We start from the raw sequence: 19,146 nt of genomic DNA, 5'->3' as shown, positions 1-19,146 counted from the left end.
TGCGCGCGACGTACGCTTGAGGGCTCGAATCAAGCACTTCCCTGCCATGAACCTCGACACGATCCACGCGCGGCTCGATTTCCTGCGCGAAGCCGAACGCCTGAAAGACGTGCTGCGCAGCGGTCATACGTCGACCGGGCGCGCCGAAAGCACGGCCGAACACAGCTGGCGGCTGTGCCTGATGGCGCTCGTGTTTGCCGATGCGCTACCCGACGTCGACACGACGAAGCTGCTGAAGCTGTGCGTCGTCCACGATCTCGGCGAAGCGCTGCACGGCGACATCCCTGCGATCGAGCAGGCCGCGCATCCGGACAAGCACACACACGAACGCGACGACCTGCTGACGCTGACGGCCGGGCTCGATCCCGTGCTGCGCGACGAAATCGTCGCACTGTGGGACGAATACGAGGCGGCGGCATCACCGGAAGCGCGCGCCGCGAAGGCACTCGACAAGCTCGAAACGATCCTCCAGCACAACCAGGGCAGCAATCCGCCGGATTTCGACTACGCGTTCAATCTCGGCTACGGCCGGCGCTACACCGACGCGGTGCCGTTATTCAGCACGATCCGCGCGATCGTCGACGCGGACACGCAACGCCGGATCGACGCTCGCGGCAACGGCGCGTAAGCGCGCGGAACCGGCCGCTCGCGATACTGCGTGCATCAATCACACACCGCCGCCCCGCGCCTTGCCGGCGCGAACGCCACCGCGCTCGCGATCGCGAGCACGGCCACGCCAGCCGCGCCATACACCATCACCCAGCCGAACCCGTGCAGGAGCGCCGCGTGCAGCGCCGCCCCTGTCGGGTCGGCCTTTGCGAGCGCCGGCGCGATCGCCTGCAGCCCATCGGTGCGGCCCGACGCGATCTGCTGCGCCAGCATGCGCAGCGTCCCCGCATCGACCGCCCCCGCGACGCCCGCCCCCGCGACGCCCGCCTTCAGGCTCGCGACGATCCCCGCAACCAGCACGAAGCCCATCGTCGCGATGTTCAGCGCGAGCGAGATCATCCGCGCGCTCATGTCGATGCCTGACGCCATCCCGGCGCGCGAGCTCGGCACCGCGCCCGTCGTCGTGTTCGTGACCGGCGTGTTGGTGAGCCCGAGCCCGATGCCGGCGATCACGCAGCCTGGCAGCATCGTGAGCCAGCTGGCATGCTCGACGCCGCTGCCGATCCGCATCAGCGCGAAGCCGGCCGAGATCGTAAACAGGCCACCCGGAATCACGACACCAGGCCCGTAGCGCAGCGCGAGCCGCTCGCCGAACGGCGGCGCGACCAGCGTCGGCAGCGTGTATGCGAGCAGCGCGAGGCCGGCCGTCACGCTGTCGTAGCCGAGCGCGACCTGGAACCAGATCGGCAGGTAGATCATGAACGGCCAGAAGCTGAAGTTCATCCCCATCGAGCCGAAGATCGCGCCGGTGAACGCGCGAATCCGGAACACGGAGAAGTCGAACATCGGCCGCGCGCTCGTGCGCTCCGCGATGAAGAAGCCGGCCAGCGCGAGCACGGTCGCACCGAGCACGCCGAGCCCGGCCGCAGTCGTGAGCCCCAGCTCCGCGCTCTGCGTGATGTAGAACGCGAGACCGAGCACGGCAAGCGACAGCGTGACGATGCCCGCGACGTCGAGCGTGCCCGCGTGCGGATCGCGCGACTCCCGCACCGCGCCGCCGATCAGCACGAGCGCGACGGCCGCGAGCGGCGCATGCACGAGAAACACCCACGGCCAGCTCGCCAGCGCGACGATCGCGCCGCCGACGAGCGGCCCGAAGCCGAGACCGATCCCGAACACGATCCCCCAGATCCCGAACGCGCGGCCGCGCTCGCGCCCTTCGCGGAATTGGTGCGACAGCACCGCGATCTGGCAGATCAGCATCGCGCCGCCGCTCGCGCCCTGCAGCAGCCGGCCCGCGACCAGCACCGGCACGGTCGGCGCGAGCCCGCACAGCAACGACGTCGCACCGAACAGCACGGTGCCGATCACGTACACGCGCTTGCGGCCGAACCGGTCCGCAAGCGTGCCGGCCGCCATCAGCACCGTCGTGCACGCGATCGTGTACGCGTTCATGATCCACTGCATACCGTTGAAGTCGCCGTGCAGCACGTGTTCGAGCGTCGGCAGGATCACCGGCACGCTCGAGATCTCGAGGCCGAACATCAGCGACGTGAGACAGACGGCCGCGAGCGCGACCGCATTCCTGCGGGAGTCGGATAGCGTCATGCGTATTGCGCGCCGGCCCGGCAACGGGCCGCGCGCCTCCAGTGAGAAGGGTTCGCCGCGCGCGGCCGGCGACGCACGCTGAACGGGAATCGGTACTATAGTGAGAATTTCGCTCCCCATTGACGCGCCTATTTCCACGAACCAGGGAATCACAGGACGCAATCGATCCAACCCGCCATGACTGACAGACTCGACGGCGTAACGACCTTCGTCCAGGTCGTGGAATCCGGCAGCTTCGCGCTCGCCGCGGAACGGCTCGACATGACGCGCTCGGCGGTCGGCAAGGCGATCGCGCGGCTCGAGAAGCGGCTCGGCGCGCGGCTGCTGCAGCGCACGACCCGCAGCCAGAGCCTGACCGACGACGGCCAGGCGTACTACGACCGCTGCGTGCGCGCGCTCGCGGAGCTGGAAGCGGCCGAAGCCGATCTCGATTGCGGCCGCAACGAAGCGCGCGGCAAGCTGCGGCTGAGCGTGCCGCTCGCATTCGGGCATCACTGCGTGACGCCGATCGTGCTCGATCTCGCGCGCACCTATCCGCACCTGCGGATCGACGTGTCGATCACCGACCGTTTCGTCGATCTGGTCGAGGAAGGGATCGACCTCGCGGTACGAATCGGCCAGCTCGCGGACAGCACAAGCCTCGCGGTGCGGCGGCTCGGCACGCAATACGGAAGCCTCGGCGCGGCGCCGTCGTATCTCGCGCGCTACGGAATGCCGCAATCGCTCGACGACCTCAGGAACCACCGGACGATCGCGTATTCACGCTCGGGCGTCGCGCAGCCGTGGGACCTGCGCGCGCCGGACGGCTCGAGGGTGCGCATCGACATGCCGCATCAGCTCAGTTTCGACGACGTGCAGGCAATCGCGGCGGCAGGCGCCTCGGGGTTCGGAATCGCATGGCTGCCGAGCTGGCTGCTCGATCATTACGTGAAGCGCGGAGAAATGGTCGTCGTGCTCGACCGCTGTTTCGTCTGCGAAGGCGACATCCACGCGATCTGGCCGAAAACGCGCTACCTGCCGCGCAAGACGCGCTGCGTGATCGACGCGCTCGTGCAGGCGGTGCCGCCGATGATCGAGCGCTGAGCGCAGAAGCGCAGAAAGGAAATGGGTTGAAACCGACGCGCCGCACAGGCGCGTCGGTGCATCACGTCACCTCACGCCGCGCCAAGATCGGCGAGCGGATGTGCGAACAGTTTCCACGGCGACGTCAGGAAATGCCGCACGCGTTCGGCGCGCAGTTCGACGAGCGACGCCGGCGCCCAGCGCGGCTTGCGATCCTTGTCGACGAGGTGCGCGCGCACGCCTTCGCAGAAGTCGCCCTCCTCGATCGCGCGCGCCACGATGCCGAGCTCCATCCGGAACGACTCGGCGAGCGTCATCTGACGGCCGCGCAGCAGCGCTTCGCGCGTCACGCACAGCATCGTCGGCGAATGGCCGGTGAGTGCGTCGAGCGTCGCCTGCAGCCATTGACGATGCTCGCGCGCCAGCTCGTCGCGTTCAAGCTCCTGCTTCAGCGTCGCGACGATCCGCTCGACGGTCGAGCGCTTGTCGAAGTGACGAACGATCCACGCCATCTGGCTGTCGAGCGCCGAATGCGGCACGACGTTGCACGGCGGCTCGAACACCTTGCGCAGCGCCGTCAGCACGTCGCCGTCCCATTTGACGCTTTCGATGCGCGTCTCGAACGTATCGAGCCACGACGACGGCACGCACAGGTCGGCGAGCTTCGCGGTCAGCGCGTCGGCACCCGACAGCATCGCGCCCGTCAACCCCACGTACAGCTCGAGTTCGACCGGCATGCGCGACAGGAAATGCGTCGCGCCGACGTCCGGCACGAGGCCGATGCGCGTCTCCGGCATCGCGATCTTGCTGCGCTCGGTCGCGACGCGCAGCGCCGCCCCTTGCGCAAGCCCCATTCCGCCGCCCATCGTCACGCCGTCCATCAGCGCGACGACCGGCTTCGGGAACGCATGGATCGCGTAGTCGAGCCGGTATTCGTCGACGAAGAACGGCAGCCACGTCTCGCGCTGCGCGACCATCCGGTGCAGCGCGCGCACGTCGCCGCCCGCGCAGAAGCCCTTCTCGCCCGCGCCGCGCAGCACGACCGCGACGATCTGGTCATCGGTGCGGCAGCGTTCGAGGTGTGCGGCCAGCTCGCCGATCATCGAATAGGACAACGCATTGAGCGCGGCCGGCCGGTTCAGCGTAACGAGCGCCACGCGGTTCACCACGCGGAACAGCACCTCCGGCGCGGGTTGCGCGACGCTGTCATGAGTCTTGACCGGCGTGCTCATCGTTGCGGCTCTCCATCGGTATGCCAGTGCGGCGCGCGCTTGCCGAGAAACGCGGCCACGCCTTCGCGCGGATCGTTCGTGTCGAACAGGTCGACGAAGCGTTCGCGCTCGACCGCGAGCGCCGCGCTGCGCGGCACGCCGCGGCGCGCGAGGCCGATCAGTTCCTTGCTGTATGCAATCGCGTGCGGGCTCTGCCGCGCGACGTTGCGCGCGAGCGCCAGCGCCGCATCGCGTGCCGCGCCGCTTTCGACCACGTCCTCGACGAGGCCGATCCTGAGCGCCGTTGCCGCGTCGACGCGCGTGCCGGCCAGGATGATCTTCTTCGCCCAGCCCTCGCCGACGAGCCAGGGCAGTGTCTGCGTGCCGAGCCCGCACGGCAGCAGGCCGACTGACGGTTCGGGCAGCGCCATCTGCGCGTGCGTCTCCGCGATCCGCAGGTCGCACGCGAGTGCGCATTCGAGGCCGCCGCCCATCGCATAGCCGTTGATCGCCGCGATCGTCACGACACGCGCGTCATGCAGCGCCTCGAACGCCGCGCCAAAGCGCGCGGCCATCGCGCGCGCGACCGCGCGGTCACCGTCGGCGAACGTGTTCAGGTCGGCGCCTGCGCTGAAGAACTTCGGGCCGTCGCCGGTGATCACCAGCGCGCGCACGCGCGGGTTCGCGTTCAGTTCGGCGACGGTTTCCTGCAGTTGCCGCAGCCCGTCGGCGGTAAATGCGTTCGCGGGCGGACGCTTGAGCGTCGCGCACGCGATCGCGCCGTCGTCGGCGTAGTCCAGTTCGATCATGAGGCGTCCTTCTTCGTGGCCGGTTGGTACAGGCGGATCACCGCCGAGAAATCGAGTTGCCCGTCGCCGCGGCTGCTCATCGTCTGGTACAGCTGCTGCGCGAGCGCGCCGAGATAGACGGGCTGGCGCGCCTGCTTCGCGGCGTCGTTCGCGAGGCCGAGATCCTTCAGCATCAGGTCGGTGCCGAAGCCGCCGCTGTAGCCGCGCGACGACGGCGCGGTGTCGATCACGCCCGGATACGGGTTGTAGGTGTCCGAGCTCCAGCAACGGCCCGTCGACGTGTTGACGATCCCGGCCAGCACCTTCGGGTCGATGCCGAGCGCGACGCCGAGCGACATCGCCTCCGACACGGCCGCCATCGAGATGCCGAGCACGAGGTTGTTGCATACCTTCGCGACCTGCCCCATCCCCGTCGCGCCGCAATGGACGATGTTCTTGCCCATGCCGGCGAGCACGGGCTTCACGCGCTCGAAATCGGCGTCGCTGCCGCCGACCATGAAGGTCAAGGTGCCTGCCGCCGCGCCGCCGGTGCCGCCCGACACGGGTGCATCGACGAACGCGCCGCCGCGCTCGCGCACGAGCGCGCCGAACGCCTGCGCGCTCGCCGGATCGATCGTGCTCGAATCGATCACGGTCGCGCCGGCGCCGAGGCCGGCCAGCACGCCGTTCTCGCCGGCGAGCACCGAGCGCACGTGCGGCGCGGCCGGCAGCATCGTGATGACGAAGGTCGCGCCCGATGCGGCTTCGCGCGGCGACCCGGCCACCTGCGCGCCGGCGTCCTGCAGCGCGCGCAATGCGTCGGCGCTCAGGTCGAACGCGTGCACTTCATGGCCGGCCTTCAGGAGGTTCAGCGCCATCGGCCCACCCATGTGGCCCAATCCGATAAATCCGATCTTCATGTTCGTGTCCTCCCCGGCTCAATGCAGCCGGATCGTCGTGTTCACCGGGCCGGCCGTCGTGTCGTCGTCGAACCAGCGCGCGGTGACCGTCTTCGTCTGCGTATAGAACTGCACGACCTGCTTGCCGTACGGGCCGAGATCGCCGAGCTTCGAGCCGCGCGAGCCCGTGAAGCTGAAGAACGGCACGGGCACCGGAATCGGGATGTTGATGCCGACCTGGCCGACGTCGATCTCGCTCTGGAACTTGCGCGCGGCCGCGCCGCTCTGCGTGAAGATGCCCACGCCGTTACCCATCGGGTTCGCATTGACGAGCGCGATCGCTTCGTCGAGCGTGTCGACTTCCATCACGACCAGCACCGGCCCGAAGATTTCATGCGTGTAGATCGTCATGTCGGTCTTCACGCCGGAGAAGATCGTCGGCCCGATGAAGTTGCCTTCCTCGAAGCCGGCGACCTTCACGTCGCGGCCGTCGAGTTCGAGCTTCGCGCCTTCCTTGATGCCCGTGTCGATCAGCGACAGGATGCGCGCCTTCGCGCCGCGCGACACCACCGGCCCGACGTCGGTGCCCGCTTCCGAGCCCGCGTTGACCTTCAGCTGCTTCGCCTTCGCGACGATGTCCGGCAGCCACTCGCGCGCGTTGCCGACCAGCACCGCGACGGAGGTCGCCATGCAGCGCTGGCCGGCCGCGCCGAAGCCGGCGCCGACCAGCGCGTTGATCGCCTGCTCGCGGTTCGCGTCGGGCAGCATGATCGCGTGGTTCTTCGCGCCCATCATCGACTGCACGCGCTTGCCGTGCTGGCTGCCGAGGTTGTACACGTGCGTGCCGACGGCGGTCGAGCCGACGAACGAGATCGCCTTCACGAGCGGATGCGTGCAGATCGCGTCGACCACTTCCTTGCCGCCGTGCACGACGTTCAGCACGCCCTTCGGCACGCCGGCCTCGATCGCCAGTTCGACGAGCGCCATCGTCGACATCGGATCCTGCTCCGACGGCTTCAGCACGAACGTGTTGCCGCATACGATCGCCATCGGGAACATCCACAGCGGAATCATCGCGGGGAAGTTGAACGGCGTGATGCCCGCGCACACGCCGAGCGGCTGGCGCAGCGTGTAGGTGTCGACACCGCCCGCGACGTTCTCCGCGAATTCGCCGAGCTGCAGCGTGCCGACGGAGCACGCGTGCTCGACCACTTCGAGGCCGCGGAAGATGTCGCCTTCGGCGTCGGGCAGCGTCTTGCCCTGCTCGGCCGTCAGCGTTTTCGCGATGCGCTGCAGGTTCGCGCGCACCAGATCCTGGAACTTCAGCATGATGCGCATGCGCGCGGAAATCGGCGTGTTCTTCCACGTCGCATACGCGGCGTGCGCGGCCTGCACGGCCGCGTCGACTTCCGCGACGGTCGCGAACGGCACGCGCGCGAGGACCTGCTGCGTCGCCGGGTTGACGATGTCGCGCCACTCGCTCGTGGTGGACTCGACGAAGGCGCCGTCGATCAGCAGCTTGACCGTCGGCACGTCTTGCCCCGTGCGGGGCGTCGGATTCGCGTTCATCGATGCACTCTCCTTGCAGTGGGCCGTGTCGCGTCATGCAACGCGCGGCCGGTTCAATCGGTGCCGCGGGCGACGGCCGCGACATGCGGCACGCGGCCCACGGCAGGTCATTTCAGTTCGGCGGCGAAATCTTCTTCCCAGTATTCGCCGGGCATCCGCGTGGTCGCATCGTCGCCACGCTCGATCTCGCGGCGGCGCAGCTCGACGCGGCGGATCTTCCCCGAAATGGTCTTCGGCAGCTCCGCGAACTGCAGGCGCCGGATGCGCTTGTACGGCGCGAGTTTCTCGCGCGAGAAGCGGAAGATCTCCAGCGCGAGCGCGGGACTTTCCTCATACCCCTGGCGCAGCGTGATGAAGGTCTTCGGCACCGACAGCCGCACCGGGTCCGGGCTCGGCACGACGGCAGCTTCCGCGATCGCCGGATGCTCGATCAGCACGCTTTCGAGTTCGAACGGGCTCAGCCGGTAGTCGGACGACTTGAACACGTCGTCCGCGCGGCCGATGTACACGTAGTAGCCGTCGTCGCCGCGCATCGCGATGTCCGACGTGCGGTAATGGCCGTCGCGCATCGCGTGGGCCGTCGCGTCCGGATTGTTCGCATAGCCGTTCATCAGGCCGACCGGGCGCGTCACGGCCGCGCCGATCGGCAGCGCGACCTCGCCTTCGCTGACGGGCGCGCCGTCCGGGTCGAGCAGCGCGATCCGGTAGCCGGGCAGCGGGCGCCCCATCGAACCGGCGACGACGGGCTGGCCCGGTGTGTTGCCGATCAGGCAGGTCGTCTCGGTCTGGCCGTAGCCGTCGCGAATCGTGATGCCCCATGCCTTCTTCACGCGCTCGATGATCTCGGGATTCAGCGGCTCGCCGGCGCCGACGATCTCGCGCAGCTTCACGTCGAACGACGCGAGCGGCTGCTGCACGAGCATGCGCCACACCGTCGGCGGCGCGCACAGCGTGGTCACCTGGTATTTGACGAGCGCGTCGAGCACGACCTTCGGCTCGAAGCGCGCGTAGTTGAACGCGAACACGCACGCCTGTGCATTCCATGGCGCGAAGAAGCAGCTCCACGCATGCTTCGCCCAGCCCGGCGAGCTGATGTTCCAGTGAATGTCGCCCGGCTGCAGGCCGACCCAGTACATCGTCGACAGGTGCCCGACCGGATAGGTGCGGTGCGTATGCTCGACGAGCTTCGGCTTCGAGGTGGTGCCCGACGTGAAGTACAGCAGCATCGGATCGTTCGCGTGCGTGATGGCGTCGGGCTCGAACGCGGCGCTCGCCGCGTAGCCGTCGTTCATCGCGAGCCAGCCCGCGCGCGGCGCGCCGGCGACGATCTTCTGCTTGAGGCCGAGATCGGCCTGTTCGAATTTCGCGGTTTCGTTCTCGTCGACGATCGCGTATTTCGCGCCGCCGATCTGCACGCGATCGCGCACGTCGACGGCCGACAGTTGCGTGGTCGCGGGCAACACGATCGCGCCGAGCTTCATCGCGGCGAGCATCGCGTCCCACAGCTCGACACGGTTCGGCAGCATCAGCAGGATCCGGTCGCCGCGCACGACGCCGATGCCGCGCAGCCAGTTCGCGACCCGCGACGAGCGCTCGGACATCTGCGCGAACGAATACGGGTCGCCCGTGCCGGTTGCCGCGTCGACGATCCACAGCGCGGGCTTGTCGTTGCCGCGCGCCATCGGGTCGAAGTAGTCGAGCGCCCAGTTGAACGCATCGAGCACCGGCCATTCGAAATCGCGGTACGCGGTTTCGTAGTCGGTGCGATGGCGCAGCAGAAAGTCGCGTGCGTCCAGGAATGCCTGTACCGTCATCGTGTCGTCTCCTGTCTCCTGTCGACGAGAGTCGGCGCATCAACGCTTGCTCTCATCCCATGCCTCGTGCGGTCGGTCCAGTGCATGTGCTGCAGCGCATGCCCGGTTCCGTGTCGCGCGGCGCACGGTCACGTCGTTGCGTGCCGCGTTTGCCGCGCTGCCTTCGTGCCCTGCCTGTTTGCCTGCCTGTCTGGTTCTTCGCGTGCTTGTCGGTGGAGCGCGCGTCGCGATTCAGGACTCAAAGCTCTCGCGCGATCACCATCCGCTGCACTTCGCTGGTGCCCTCGTAGATCTGCGTGATGCGCGCGTCGCGATAGTGACGCTCGACTTCGTAATCGACGAGGTAGCCGTAACCGCCGTGGATCTGGATCGCGTCCGAACACACGCGCTCGGCCATCTCGGACGCGAACAGCTTCGCCTGCGATGCTTCGGACAGGCACGGCAGCCCCGCCGTGCGCAGCTTTGCCGCGTGATGCACGAGCAGGCGCGCCGCGTTGATCTGCGTGGCCATGTCGGCCAGCTTCTGCTGGATCGCCTGATGCTCGGCGATCGGCTTGCCGAACTGCACGCGCTCGCGCGCATAGCGGCGCGCCTTGTCGAACGCGGCGCGCGCGATGCCGAGCGCCTGCGCGGCAATGCCGATGCGCCCGCCTTCCAGGTTCGACAGCGCGATCTTCAGCCCTTCGCCGCGATTGCCGAGCAGGTTTTCTTCCGGAATCGCGCAGTTCTCGAACGTGATCGGGCATGTGTCGGATGCGCGGATGCCCATCTTCTTTTCCGGTTTGCCGACGATGAAGCCCGGCGTGTCGGTCGGCACCAGGAACGCGGAAATGCCGCGCTTGCCGGCTTCCGGGTCGGTCATGGCAAAAACGATCGCGACCCCGGCGCGCTGGCCGTTGGTCACGAACTGCTTCGCGCCGTTCAGCACCCACTTGCCGTCGCGCAGTTCGGCCCGCGTACGCAAATTGTTCGCCTCGGAGCCGGCCTGCGGCTCGGTCAGGCAGAACGCACCGATGATGCGGCCCGCCGCCATCTCGGCCAGCCAGCGATCCTTCTGCGCGGGCGTACCGAAACCGAGGATCGGCCCGCAGCCGACCGAGTTGTGCACGCTCATCAGCGTCGCGCACGCGGCATCGCCGGCGGCGATTTCCTCTATCGCCAGCGCGTAGGCGACGTAATCCGTGTACGCGCCGCCCAGCTCCTGCGGCACGATCATCCCGAGCAGGCCGAGTTCGCCGAGCTGCGCCACAACGGCGTCGGGCAGGTGCGCGTCGTGGTCCCACTGCGCGGCGTTCGGTGCCAGCACCTCGGTGGCAAAAGCACGCGCGGCGTCGCGGATCATCCGCTGGTCTTCGGTGTAAAGCTCGTCCATGGCGCTGCTGTCTCCTGCGGCCGCGTGCGGCGACCGACCTTTCGTTTCGATGCAACAAGTGTAGGCAAGCGCGCGCGACTGTTCGATGCTCGCGCCGCTCATTTACACTGAGCGTTTTTGCCATACCGGCGGCTTCGATGAAGCAGGAAGACAAGGGAACCGTCGCGATCAGCCTCGTCGCCTACAGCGTCGCGCTCGCCACCCGGCGCGGCGTCGCGGCCGAGCCGCTGCTCGCGCAAGCCGGCATCGCGCCCGCGCTGCTCGCGCAGCCGCGTGCGCGGGTGTCCGCGCAGCAATACGGGGCGCTGTGGAACGCCATCGCGCGCGCGCTCGACGACGAGTTTTTCGGGCAGGATCGCCACCCGATGCGCAACGGCAGCTTCATCGCGATGAGCCAGGCTGCGCTGTCCGCGAAGGACGGGCTGCACGCGATGGCGCGCGCGGTGAATTTCATGCACTGCGTGCTCGACGACCTGCACGCGGAGCTCGACGCCAACCCGCAGCGCGTGCGGCTGCGTTTTGTGCACCGCAACGGCACCGCGACGCCCGCGATGTTCACGTACGCGACCTATTTCATCATCGTGTACGGGCTCACCTGCTGGTTGATCGGGCGACGCATCCCGCTGCTCCACGCGAGCTTCCGTTGCGACACGCCGCCGGCCGACCACGAATACCCGTCGATGCTGTGCGACGACATGCGGTTCAACCAGCCCGATTCGTATGTCGATTTCGATCCCGAATTCGCAACGCTGCCGGTGGTGCAGAACGCCAGGACGCTGAAAACGTTCCTGCGCAACGCGCCGGCCAGCTTCATCGTCAAGTACCGCAACCCGAACGCGCTCGCGCAACGCGTGCGCACGGTGCTGCGCGGCATGCCGCCCGCCGCGTGGCCCGGCGCCGACGGGATGGCCGCGCGGCTGCACGTGGCCGAGGCGACGCTGCGCCGCAAGCTGCACCAGGAAGGCCACGCGTACCAGTCGATCAAGGACACGCTGCGGCGCGACCTCGCGTTCGAGGCGCTGGCCGATCCGTCGCGAACCATCGCCGACGTCGCGGCGGCCACCGGTTTCGCGGAACCGAGCGCGTTCTACCGCGCGTTTCGCAAATGGAGCGGGCGCAGCCCGGCCGAATACCGGAAAGAAGCGCTCGCGCGCGGCGGCGGCGCCGGCTGAATCAGCGGCGCGCCGCCCCACCTTCGCGCTTTCCGCCGAAACCGCCTAATCTTCAATCATCGGGCCAACGCCCTTTACGCGAGCCGGACGGCGTGCGGCTGCGCGCCACCCGGACGCCCCGATGCGCATTCACCGTCATGGGCCGCCGCCGGCACCTGCATCGCCCGGCGGCCGTCCCCGTCACCCGCTGTCCGCGCGGGTCGCGCGCGCCGCGCTGTTCGCGGCGCTGCTCGTCGTGTGCGCGGCGGTTGCCGCCCCGCCCCCCGCCGCCGCACCCGCGGCCGCGCCGCCGGTATTCGTGATTCCGGTCAACGGCGCGATCGGGCCGGCCAGCGCCGACTTCATCGTCCGCTCGCTCGAGCGCGCGGCGCGCGAGCACGCGCCGCTCGCGATCCTGCAACTCGATACGCCCGGCGGGCTCGACACGTCGATGCGGCAGATCATCAAGGCGATCCTCGGCTCGCCGGTGCCGGTCGCCGCGTTCGTCGCGCCGGGTGGCGCACGGGCCGCGAGCGCCGGTACCTATATCGTCTACGCGAGCCACATCGCCGCGATGGCGCCCGGCACCAATCTCGGCGCGGCGTCGCCGGTGCAGTTCGGGATCGGCGGTGGCGCGCCGGGGACGCCAGGCGCGCCCCGGGCGCCGCCAGCCGGGGCATCGGGTGCTGCCGGTGCATCCGCGACGCCGGCCGAGCTGCCGAACGATACGCAGTCGACCGAGATCCGCAAGGCGACCCAGGACGCCGCCGCGTACATCCGCGGCCTCGCGCAGTTGCGCGGACGCAATGCCGCATGGGCCGAGCGCGCGGTGCGCGAGGCATTGAGCCTGTCCGCGACCGAGGCGCGCGCGCAGCATGTCGTCGACCTGATCGCGCAGGACCCGGCCGACCTCGCGCGCCAAGTCGACGGTCGCACCGTGACGACGACGGCCGGCACGCTGCACGTCGCGACCGCGCATGCGCCGCTCGTCGTGCTCGCGCCCGACTGGCGCAGCCGCTTCCTGTCGATCATTGCCGATCCGAACGTCGCGCTGATCCTGCTGACGATCGGCATCTACGGTCTCTTCTTCGAATTCGCGAATCCCGGGTTCGTGCTGCCGGGCGTCGCCGGCACCATCTGCCTGCTGATCGGGCTGTTCGCGATGCAATTGCTGCCGATCAGCTATGCGGGCCTCGGGCTCGTGCTGCTCGGGCTCGGCTGCCTCGTCGCCGAGGCGTTCCTGCCGACCTTCGGCGTGCTCGGTTTCGGCGGAATCGTGTCGTTCACCATCGGCGCATTGATGCTGATCGATACCGACGTGCCCGGCTACGGTATTCCGTGGCCCGTGATCGGGAGCCTCGCGCTCGGCGGCGGGCTGCTCGTCGCGGGCGTGTCGAGCGTCGCGCTGCGCGCGCGGCGGCAGCCGGTCGTGACGGGCGCCGAGGCGATGGTCGGCAGCATCGGCGAAGTGCTCGACGACGGTTTGCAGGCCGACCAGCCGCACGGCGCGGCCGGCCCCGCACCATCGGCCGCGGGCTGGGCGCGCGTGCATGGCGAGCGCTGGCGCGTCGCGAGCAGCGTGCCGCTCGCCGCGGGCTGCCGCGTGCGCGTCACCGGCCGCCAGGGGCTGACGCTCACGGTCGCACCGCTCTACGACGTGCCGGCACACGAACAACAACACCAGGGAGCACCGTCATGATGGGCTACACGTTTGGCTTCAGCAGCGTCCTGATCGTCTTCGTCGTGGTGCTCGTCGCATCGTCGATCCGCATCTTTCGCGAGTACGAGCGCGGCGTGGTGTTCATGCTCGGCCGCTTCTGGAAAGTAAAGGGGCCGGGGCTCGTGCTGATCATCCCGATCGTCCAGCAGGTCGTGCGGATCGACCTGCGCACCGTCGTGTTCGACGTGCCGCCGCAGGACGTGATCACGCGCGACAACGTGTCGGTGAAGGTGAATGCGGTCGTGTATTTCCGCGTCGTCGATCCGGAGAAGGCCGTGATCCAGGTCGCGCGCTTCTTCGACGCGACGAGCCAGCTCTCGCAGACGACACTGCGCTCGGTGCTGGGCAAGCACGAGCTCGATGCGCTGCTGGCCGAGCGCGAGCAGCTGAACGCCGACATCCAGAAGACGCTCGACGCGCAAACGGATGCGTGGGGGATCAAGGTGTCGACGGTCGAGATCAAGCACGTCGACCTGAACGAGACGATGGTGCGCGCGATCGCGCGGCAGGCCGAGGCCGAGCGCGAACGGCGCGCGAAGGTGATTCATGCGGAGGGCGAGCTGCAGGCGTCGGAGAAACTGCTGCAGGCCGCGCAGCGGCTCGCGCAGGAGCCGCAGGCGATGCAGCTGCGCTATCTGCAGACGCTGACGACGATCGCGGCGGACAAGAACTCGACGATCGTGTTTCCGCTGCCGATCGATCTGCTGGGGGCGCTGCTGGACCGGTTGGGCCCGCCGCGCGAGCATTGAGTCGCGCGGGCGCCGGCCCGCACGACGACGCAGCCGCAGCCGCAGCCGATGCCGATGCCGACGGGCGCCAGGCCGCGGTGGCCCGGCGCCCGGCCCGCGTCAGGCCAGCAGCTTGCGGTCGGTCTTGCCGTACTTGATCGACTTCTCGTCCGGAATCATCAGGCCCGTGTGCTCGTCGCGGCCCTGCAGCAGGAAGCGGGCGTCCCGGTTGCCGATCTGTTCGGCCGCGAGCTTGCTGTCCGCGCCGATCTCGCCCTTCTTCATCCGGTTGACGATCACACCGGCCGCGGTGTCCTTGAAGTCGCGCAGCATCCATGCGTCGCCGTCGCTGTCGCCGAACACCAGCAGCGGGCCGTAGCCTTTCTTCGATGCGAGGACGTTGCGGATGCCCACCGTCTTGCCGGGCCCCCAGTTGAAATGCCAGCCGGCCGGATAGGTGCTCGTGTATTTGCCGTCCTGCATGTCGAGCCGCAGGCCGATCACGTTCTCGGGCGCCACGCCGTAGCCATAGTTCGGATTGCCGGCGAATACGCGCACGACATCGTCGAGCGACGCGGTGCTCACGTACACGTCGATGCCATTCGCACGCAGCGTATGCATCACCGCGCGGATTTCCTCGTGAATGCGGATGCCATGGAAATGCGTGTCGGCCACCACGCCGGCCTTGCCAGGCAGCGCCTTCGGGCTTTCGTAACGGACCTTGCGCAGCGCGTCGCCGATACCGTAGTTGTTCGACGCTTCCGCCATCGCCTGCAGCTCGGCGGTCGTCATGTTCTTGTAGAAGTAGATGATCCACTTGTAGCCGACTTCGAGCGGATGCGTGTCGCAGATCGCGTCGTACATGAAGTACAGCTTCGCGCGAAAGTCCTTGAACTGGTCGGTCTCGCGAATCTCGTCGAGGCTCTTGTCGCCGCCGAGGCCCTTGTAGTTCGCATGGAGCCAGCGGTAGTCGGACTCGACGTCGGCGGCGAGATCCTCCATCGTCACCGGCTTGCCGTCGACGGTCGTGTAGTCCTTCATGAACGCGCCCTTCGGCACGTCCTTCCACATCACATCGACGAACTCGTCCGGTGTCAGTTTGTACTGCAGATGGTTGATCTGGTACATCAGCAACGCCTCTTCGCAGTCGTTCATGATGCACGTGTTGTCCCAGTCGAATACCGCATACGGGCGGCGCTTTCCGTCGTAGCGCGCGCTCGCGACGCCATGCTGGTCGAGCACCGCCTGCAGGCGCGCGGCGTTGAACGGCGACCAGCGGCCCGGGTCCAGCGCGTCCGGCGCGGTTGCGCTCTTCGCGCCGGCCATGCCGGCCTTGAGCATCAGCGGCGTCGCAGCGGCCGCCGCGGCAAGGGTGTTCATGAACTTGCGGCGTTGCATGGTCTCTCTCCGTGGAATTGTCGAATCGGCTTGGGTCATAGCCCCGCGAAGCCGGAAAGGCTTCGAATCGGGGGCGAATGATGTGACGAAATTATTTCGGCAATTTGACAGCGTCTCGCCACGACACGACGGGGAGTTGATCCGGTGCGACATGCCGGGCCTGCGTCGGCACCGCGCGGGGCGCACGCCGGCCGGCTCCCCCGCACGGGACACGCGCGCGGCGACAGCCATCCGGCCCCGACCGCCGGAAACCTAGAGCTTCCCCTCCATTTCGGCCTTCATTAGGAGAAGCCCTCACCTCCGCGCCACGTCGAACCGGCTATGATCTTTACATCGATCAATGACACATTAAATGCTGGCTGAATAATTCGCCCTGGATCACCGGCGAATGGATTCCGGATCAGCGCCCCAGCCTTGAACAGGCCCCGCGTCGCCGAAGCGCGAACGCGGGCCGACACATGGAGACGCCTCATGCCCGACCATCCGCTGCCGGAAGTCCATCTCGACGAGCTGCCGCAATTCCGCGCGGTCCAGCAGCTTGCCTATCGCTGCGTCGAGACCGTCGGCGCGATGCTCTATCCCGGCATCACCGAGAAGGAAGCCGCGCGCCTGCTGACCGAATGGCTGCGCGACAACGGCGTGCACGACTGGCTGCACAAGCCGTTCGCGTGGTTCGGCGACCGCACCGCGTTCGAAGGTTTCTCCGGCCTGAAGCACATGGGCGGCTTCAACCTCGCGTTCTTCCCGAGCAACCGCCAGCTCGAGACCGACATGCCCGTGATCCTCGACGTCGCGCCGGTGCTCGACGGCATCGTGGCCGACGTCGGCTACGCGCACTGCCTCGGCCACAACCCCATCCTTGAACAGTTGCAGGACGACCTGATGGACCATCGCGACATGATCGTGCGGCTCGTGAAGGAGCGCCGCCCGATGGCCGAGGTCGCGCAGGCAGTGGACGCGCTGTGCCGCCGCCAGGGCGTCGAGCCGCGCCACAAGGCGTATCCGTTCAAGGTGCTCGCGCATCGCGTCGCGAAGATCCACAAGCTGTCGACACCGCGCTTCGTCGCGCGCTTCGGGCTGAACGCGACGCGCAACCTGCTGCTCGACCAGGGCCGCGCGGCGAAGCAGCAAGGCTGGTCGCCGCTGTGGTCGATCGACCGCCGCTCCGAACACGCGCCGGTGCCGGGCCTGTGGGCCGTGGAGCCGCATCTCGGCTTCGCCGGCGTCGGCGCGAAATTCGAGGAACTGCTGGTGATCACCGACGACGACGCGTACTGGCTCGACGACGACCTGCCGCACGTGCGCCGTCGGCAGCGCCGCCAGGCCGAACGCATGCAGGCCGTCGCCTGACACGCACGCGTCTCGCCCTCTTCCCGAATCCCTGAACGACGGACTCACGATGCAGCCTCTTTCCGATGAAGCGCCGCTGGCCCTGTTCGAATCGGTTCACAGCGAGACGGCCGTCGCCTCCGGCGACCTGACGCTCGCGGTCAGGACCTGGGGCGACCCGGCCCGCTCGCCGGTCGTGCTCGTGCACGGCTACCCCGACGACAGCAGCGTCTGGCAGCAGGTCGCGCCGCTGCTCGCGCGCAAGCACTACGTGATCGCCTACGACGTGCGCGGCGCGGGCCTGTCCGGCGCGCCCAAGCGCACGGCCGACTACCACCTCGCGAAGCTGACCGACGACTTCATCGCGGTGATCGACGCGCTCTGCCCCGGCCGCGCGGTGCACCTGATCGCGCACGACTGGGGCTCGATCCAGGGCTGGGAGTTCGTCACGGATCCGCGGCTCGCCGGCCGCATCGCGTCGTACACGTCGTGCTCGGGGCCGTGCCTCGACCACGTCGGCTTCTGGCTGCGCGAACGCGTGCTGCATCCGACGCCCACGTCGTTAGCCAGGCTCGGCGGGCAGCTCGTGCGCTCGTGGTACGTGTATCTGTTCCATCTGCCGTTCATCCCCGAGCTCGGCTGGCAGCTGTGGCTCGGCCGCGCATGGCCGGGCCTGCTGCGCCGGGTCGAGAAGACCCCCGCCACGCCGCGCGCGACGCAGGCCGACGACGGCGCGCGCGGCGTACGCCTCTATCGCGCGAACTTCATCCGCTGCCTGTTCGCGCCGCGCGAGCGCTACGCGCACGCGCCGGTGCAGACGATCGTGCCGCTCGGCGACAAGTACGTGAGCCCGGCGCTGTCCGAGAACCTGTCGCGCTGGGTGCCGCAGTACTACCGCCGCGAAGTCGCGGCCGGCCACTGGCTGCCGCTCGCCGATCCCGCGCGCTTCGCGGACCTCGCCGAACAGTTGATCGACGCGGTCGAATCGGGCGACGAGCCGCCCGCGCTCGCGAACGCACGCCGCCGCGCGACCAGCGGCCGCTTCAGCGGCAAGGTCGCGGTCGTCACCGGCGCGGGCAGCGGCATCGGCCGCTGCGCGGCACTCGCATTTGCCCGTGAAGGCGCGACCGTCGTCGCGTGCGACATCGATCTCGCGAGCGCCGAGCGCACCGCCCTGCTGCTCGGACTCACCGGCGCGCAGGCGCATGCAAAACGCGTGGACGTCGGCTCCGCCGACGAGATGGAAGCGCTCGCAGCATGGGTCGGCAGCGAACTCGGCGGCGCCGACGTCGTGATCAACAACGCGGGCATCGGCATGGCCGGCGGCATTCTCGACACCAGCGAGCGGCACTGGGAGCGCATCCTGCACGTGAACCTGTGGGGCGTGATCCACGGCTCGCGGCTGTTCGCGCAGCAGATGGCCGCGCGCGGCACGGGCGGCCACATCGTCAACACCGCGTCGGCCGCCGCGTTCGGGCCGTCGCGCGACCTGCCCGCGTACGCGACGACGAAGGCCGCCGTGCTGATGCTCAGCGAATGCATGCGCGCGGAACTCGCGGAAAAAGGCATCGGCGTGACGGCCGTCTGCCCCGGCTTCGCGGAAACCGGAATCATGGCGTCGACGCAATACGCGGGCGCCAGCGCACAGGACGAGGCGCGGCTGCGCAAACGCGCGACGAAGCTGTACCAGATGCGCGGCCTGAAGCCGGAAACCGTCGCGCAGGCGATGGTCGACGGCGTGCTGCGCAACCGGCCGGTCGTGGCCGTCGGCACCGAGGCGCACGCGCTGCGCTTCGTCGGCCGCTTCATGCCGTGGCTCGGGCGGGTGCTTGCCCGCGTCAGCATGGCATCGCATTGACGGCGCGGCGCGCCGCACGGAAACGGAGAC

General features: G+C 68.7%; 15 protein-coding genes. 7 read left to right on the top strand and 8 right to left on the bottom strand.

What is annotated here, in order from left to right; genetic code table 11:
* Positions 1–46: 46 nt before the first annotated feature.
* Positions 47–628: an HD domain-containing protein gene (locus BTE28158_RS06040; RefSeq protein WP_151050246.1), complete on the top strand. Its 582-nt coding sequence runs from the start codon at positions 47–49 to the stop codon at positions 626–628.
* 35 nt (positions 629–663) lie between these two features.
* Here the strand turns inward: BTE28158_RS06040 and BTE28158_RS06035 are convergent, their stop codons facing one another.
* The gene (locus BTE28158_RS06035) at positions 664–2,217 is read right to left on the bottom strand and encodes an MFS transporter (RefSeq protein WP_151050248.1); all 1,554 of its coding nucleotides are present in this window, start codon (positions 2,215–2,217) and stop codon (positions 664–666) included.
* A gap of 177 nt (positions 2,218–2,394) precedes the next feature.
* Between BTE28158_RS06035 and BTE28158_RS06030 the strand changes: the two genes are divergently transcribed.
* Complete coding sequence (locus BTE28158_RS06030; RefSeq protein WP_151050250.1) at positions 2,395–3,300, top strand: LysR family transcriptional regulator; 906 nt, start codon at positions 2,395–2,397, stop codon at positions 3,298–3,300.
* 71 nt (positions 3,301–3,371) lie between these two features.
* On the opposite strand, the gene BTE28158_RS06025 is transcribed toward BTE28158_RS06030, so the two are convergent.
* The 6 genes from BTE28158_RS06025 to BTE28158_RS06000 all read right to left on the bottom strand — a co-directional run bounded on the left by BTE28158_RS06025 (position 3,372) and on the right by BTE28158_RS06000 (position 10,932).
* Positions 3,372–4,511 carry an enoyl-CoA hydratase/isomerase family protein gene (locus BTE28158_RS06025; protein WP_151050252.1) on the bottom strand — a complete coding sequence of 380 codons (1,140 nt, stop codon included), beginning with the start codon at positions 4,509–4,511 and terminating at the stop codon, positions 3,372–3,374.
* Positions 4,508–5,299, bottom strand: a complete 792-nt coding sequence (locus BTE28158_RS06020) for an enoyl-CoA hydratase (RefSeq protein WP_151050254.1) — start codon at positions 5,297–5,299, stop codon at positions 4,508–4,510. The genes BTE28158_RS06025 and BTE28158_RS06020 overlap by 4 nt, the downstream gene beginning before the upstream one ends.
* On the bottom strand, positions 5,296–6,198 hold the full coding sequence (gene mmsB / locus BTE28158_RS06015; RefSeq protein WP_059600174.1) for a 3-hydroxyisobutyrate dehydrogenase: 903 nt from the start codon (positions 6,196–6,198) through the stop codon (positions 5,296–5,298). Before mmsB ends, BTE28158_RS06020 begins: the two co-directional genes overlap by 4 nt.
* 18 nt (positions 6,199–6,216) lie before the next feature.
* Positions 6,217–7,746, bottom strand: a complete 1,530-nt coding sequence (locus BTE28158_RS06010; protein ID WP_151050255.1) for a CoA-acylating methylmalonate-semialdehyde dehydrogenase — start codon at positions 7,744–7,746, stop codon at positions 6,217–6,219.
* Between the two features lie 107 nt (positions 7,747–7,853).
* A complete protein-coding gene (locus tag BTE28158_RS06005) occupies positions 7,854–9,560 on the bottom strand; it encodes an AMP-binding protein (RefSeq protein ID WP_151050258.1) in 1,707 nt (568 codons plus the stop codon).
* Between the two features lie 238 nt (positions 9,561–9,798).
* On the bottom strand, positions 9,799–10,932 hold the full coding sequence (locus BTE28158_RS06000; protein ID WP_124622021.1) for an acyl-CoA dehydrogenase family protein: 1,134 nt from the start codon (positions 10,930–10,932) through the stop codon (positions 9,799–9,801).
* Between the two features lie 137 nt (positions 10,933–11,069).
* Between BTE28158_RS06000 and BTE28158_RS05995 the strand changes: the two genes are divergently transcribed.
* The 3 genes from BTE28158_RS05995 (at position 11,070) to BTE28158_RS05985 (ending at position 14,552) form a co-directional block, all read left to right on the top strand.
* The gene (locus tag BTE28158_RS05995; protein WP_151050260.1) at positions 11,070–12,104 is read left to right on the top strand and encodes an AraC family transcriptional regulator; all 1,035 of its coding nucleotides are present in this window, start codon (positions 11,070–11,072) and stop codon (positions 12,102–12,104) included.
* A 121-nt stretch (positions 12,105–12,225) separates the two neighbouring features.
* Entirely contained in the window at positions 12,226–13,782 is a 1,557-nt protein-coding gene (locus tag BTE28158_RS05990; RefSeq protein ID WP_174919744.1) for an NfeD family protein, read from the top strand.
* On the top strand, positions 13,779–14,552 hold the full coding sequence (locus BTE28158_RS05985; RefSeq protein ID WP_124622025.1) for a slipin family protein: 774 nt from the start codon (positions 13,779–13,781) through the stop codon (positions 14,550–14,552). The genes BTE28158_RS05990 and BTE28158_RS05985 overlap by 4 nt, the downstream gene beginning before the upstream one ends.
* Before the next feature lie 99 nt (positions 14,553–14,651).
* Here BTE28158_RS05985 and BTE28158_RS05980 read toward each other — a convergent pair whose 3' ends face one another.
* The gene (locus tag BTE28158_RS05980) at positions 14,652–15,929 is read right to left on the bottom strand and encodes an HAD family hydrolase (RefSeq protein ID WP_151047518.1); all 1,278 of its coding nucleotides are present in this window, start codon (positions 15,927–15,929) and stop codon (positions 14,652–14,654) included.
* A 471-nt stretch (positions 15,930–16,400) separates the two neighbouring features.
* Between BTE28158_RS05980 and BTE28158_RS05975 the strand changes: the two genes are divergently transcribed.
* Positions 16,401–17,279, top strand: coding sequence for a M24 family metallopeptidase (locus tag BTE28158_RS05975; RefSeq protein ID WP_124622029.1), 879 nt, complete (start codon positions 16,401–16,403; stop codon positions 17,277–17,279).
* Between the two features lie 49 nt (positions 17,280–17,328).
* Positions 17,329–19,116: an SDR family oxidoreductase gene (locus BTE28158_RS05970; RefSeq protein ID WP_151047520.1), complete on the top strand. Its 1,788-nt coding sequence runs from the start codon at positions 17,329–17,331 to the stop codon at positions 19,114–19,116.
* The last annotated feature ends 30 nt before the right edge of the window (positions 19,117–19,146 follow it).

The sequence above is a fragment of the Burkholderia diffusa genome (assembly GCF_902499115.1).
In the GTDB taxonomy this organism is placed as follows: domain Bacteria; phylum Pseudomonadota; class Gammaproteobacteria; order Burkholderiales; family Burkholderiaceae; genus Burkholderia; species Burkholderia diffusa.
Note: the sequence above shows the minus strand (reverse complement) of the source record. Positions and strands in the feature narration are given on the sequence as shown.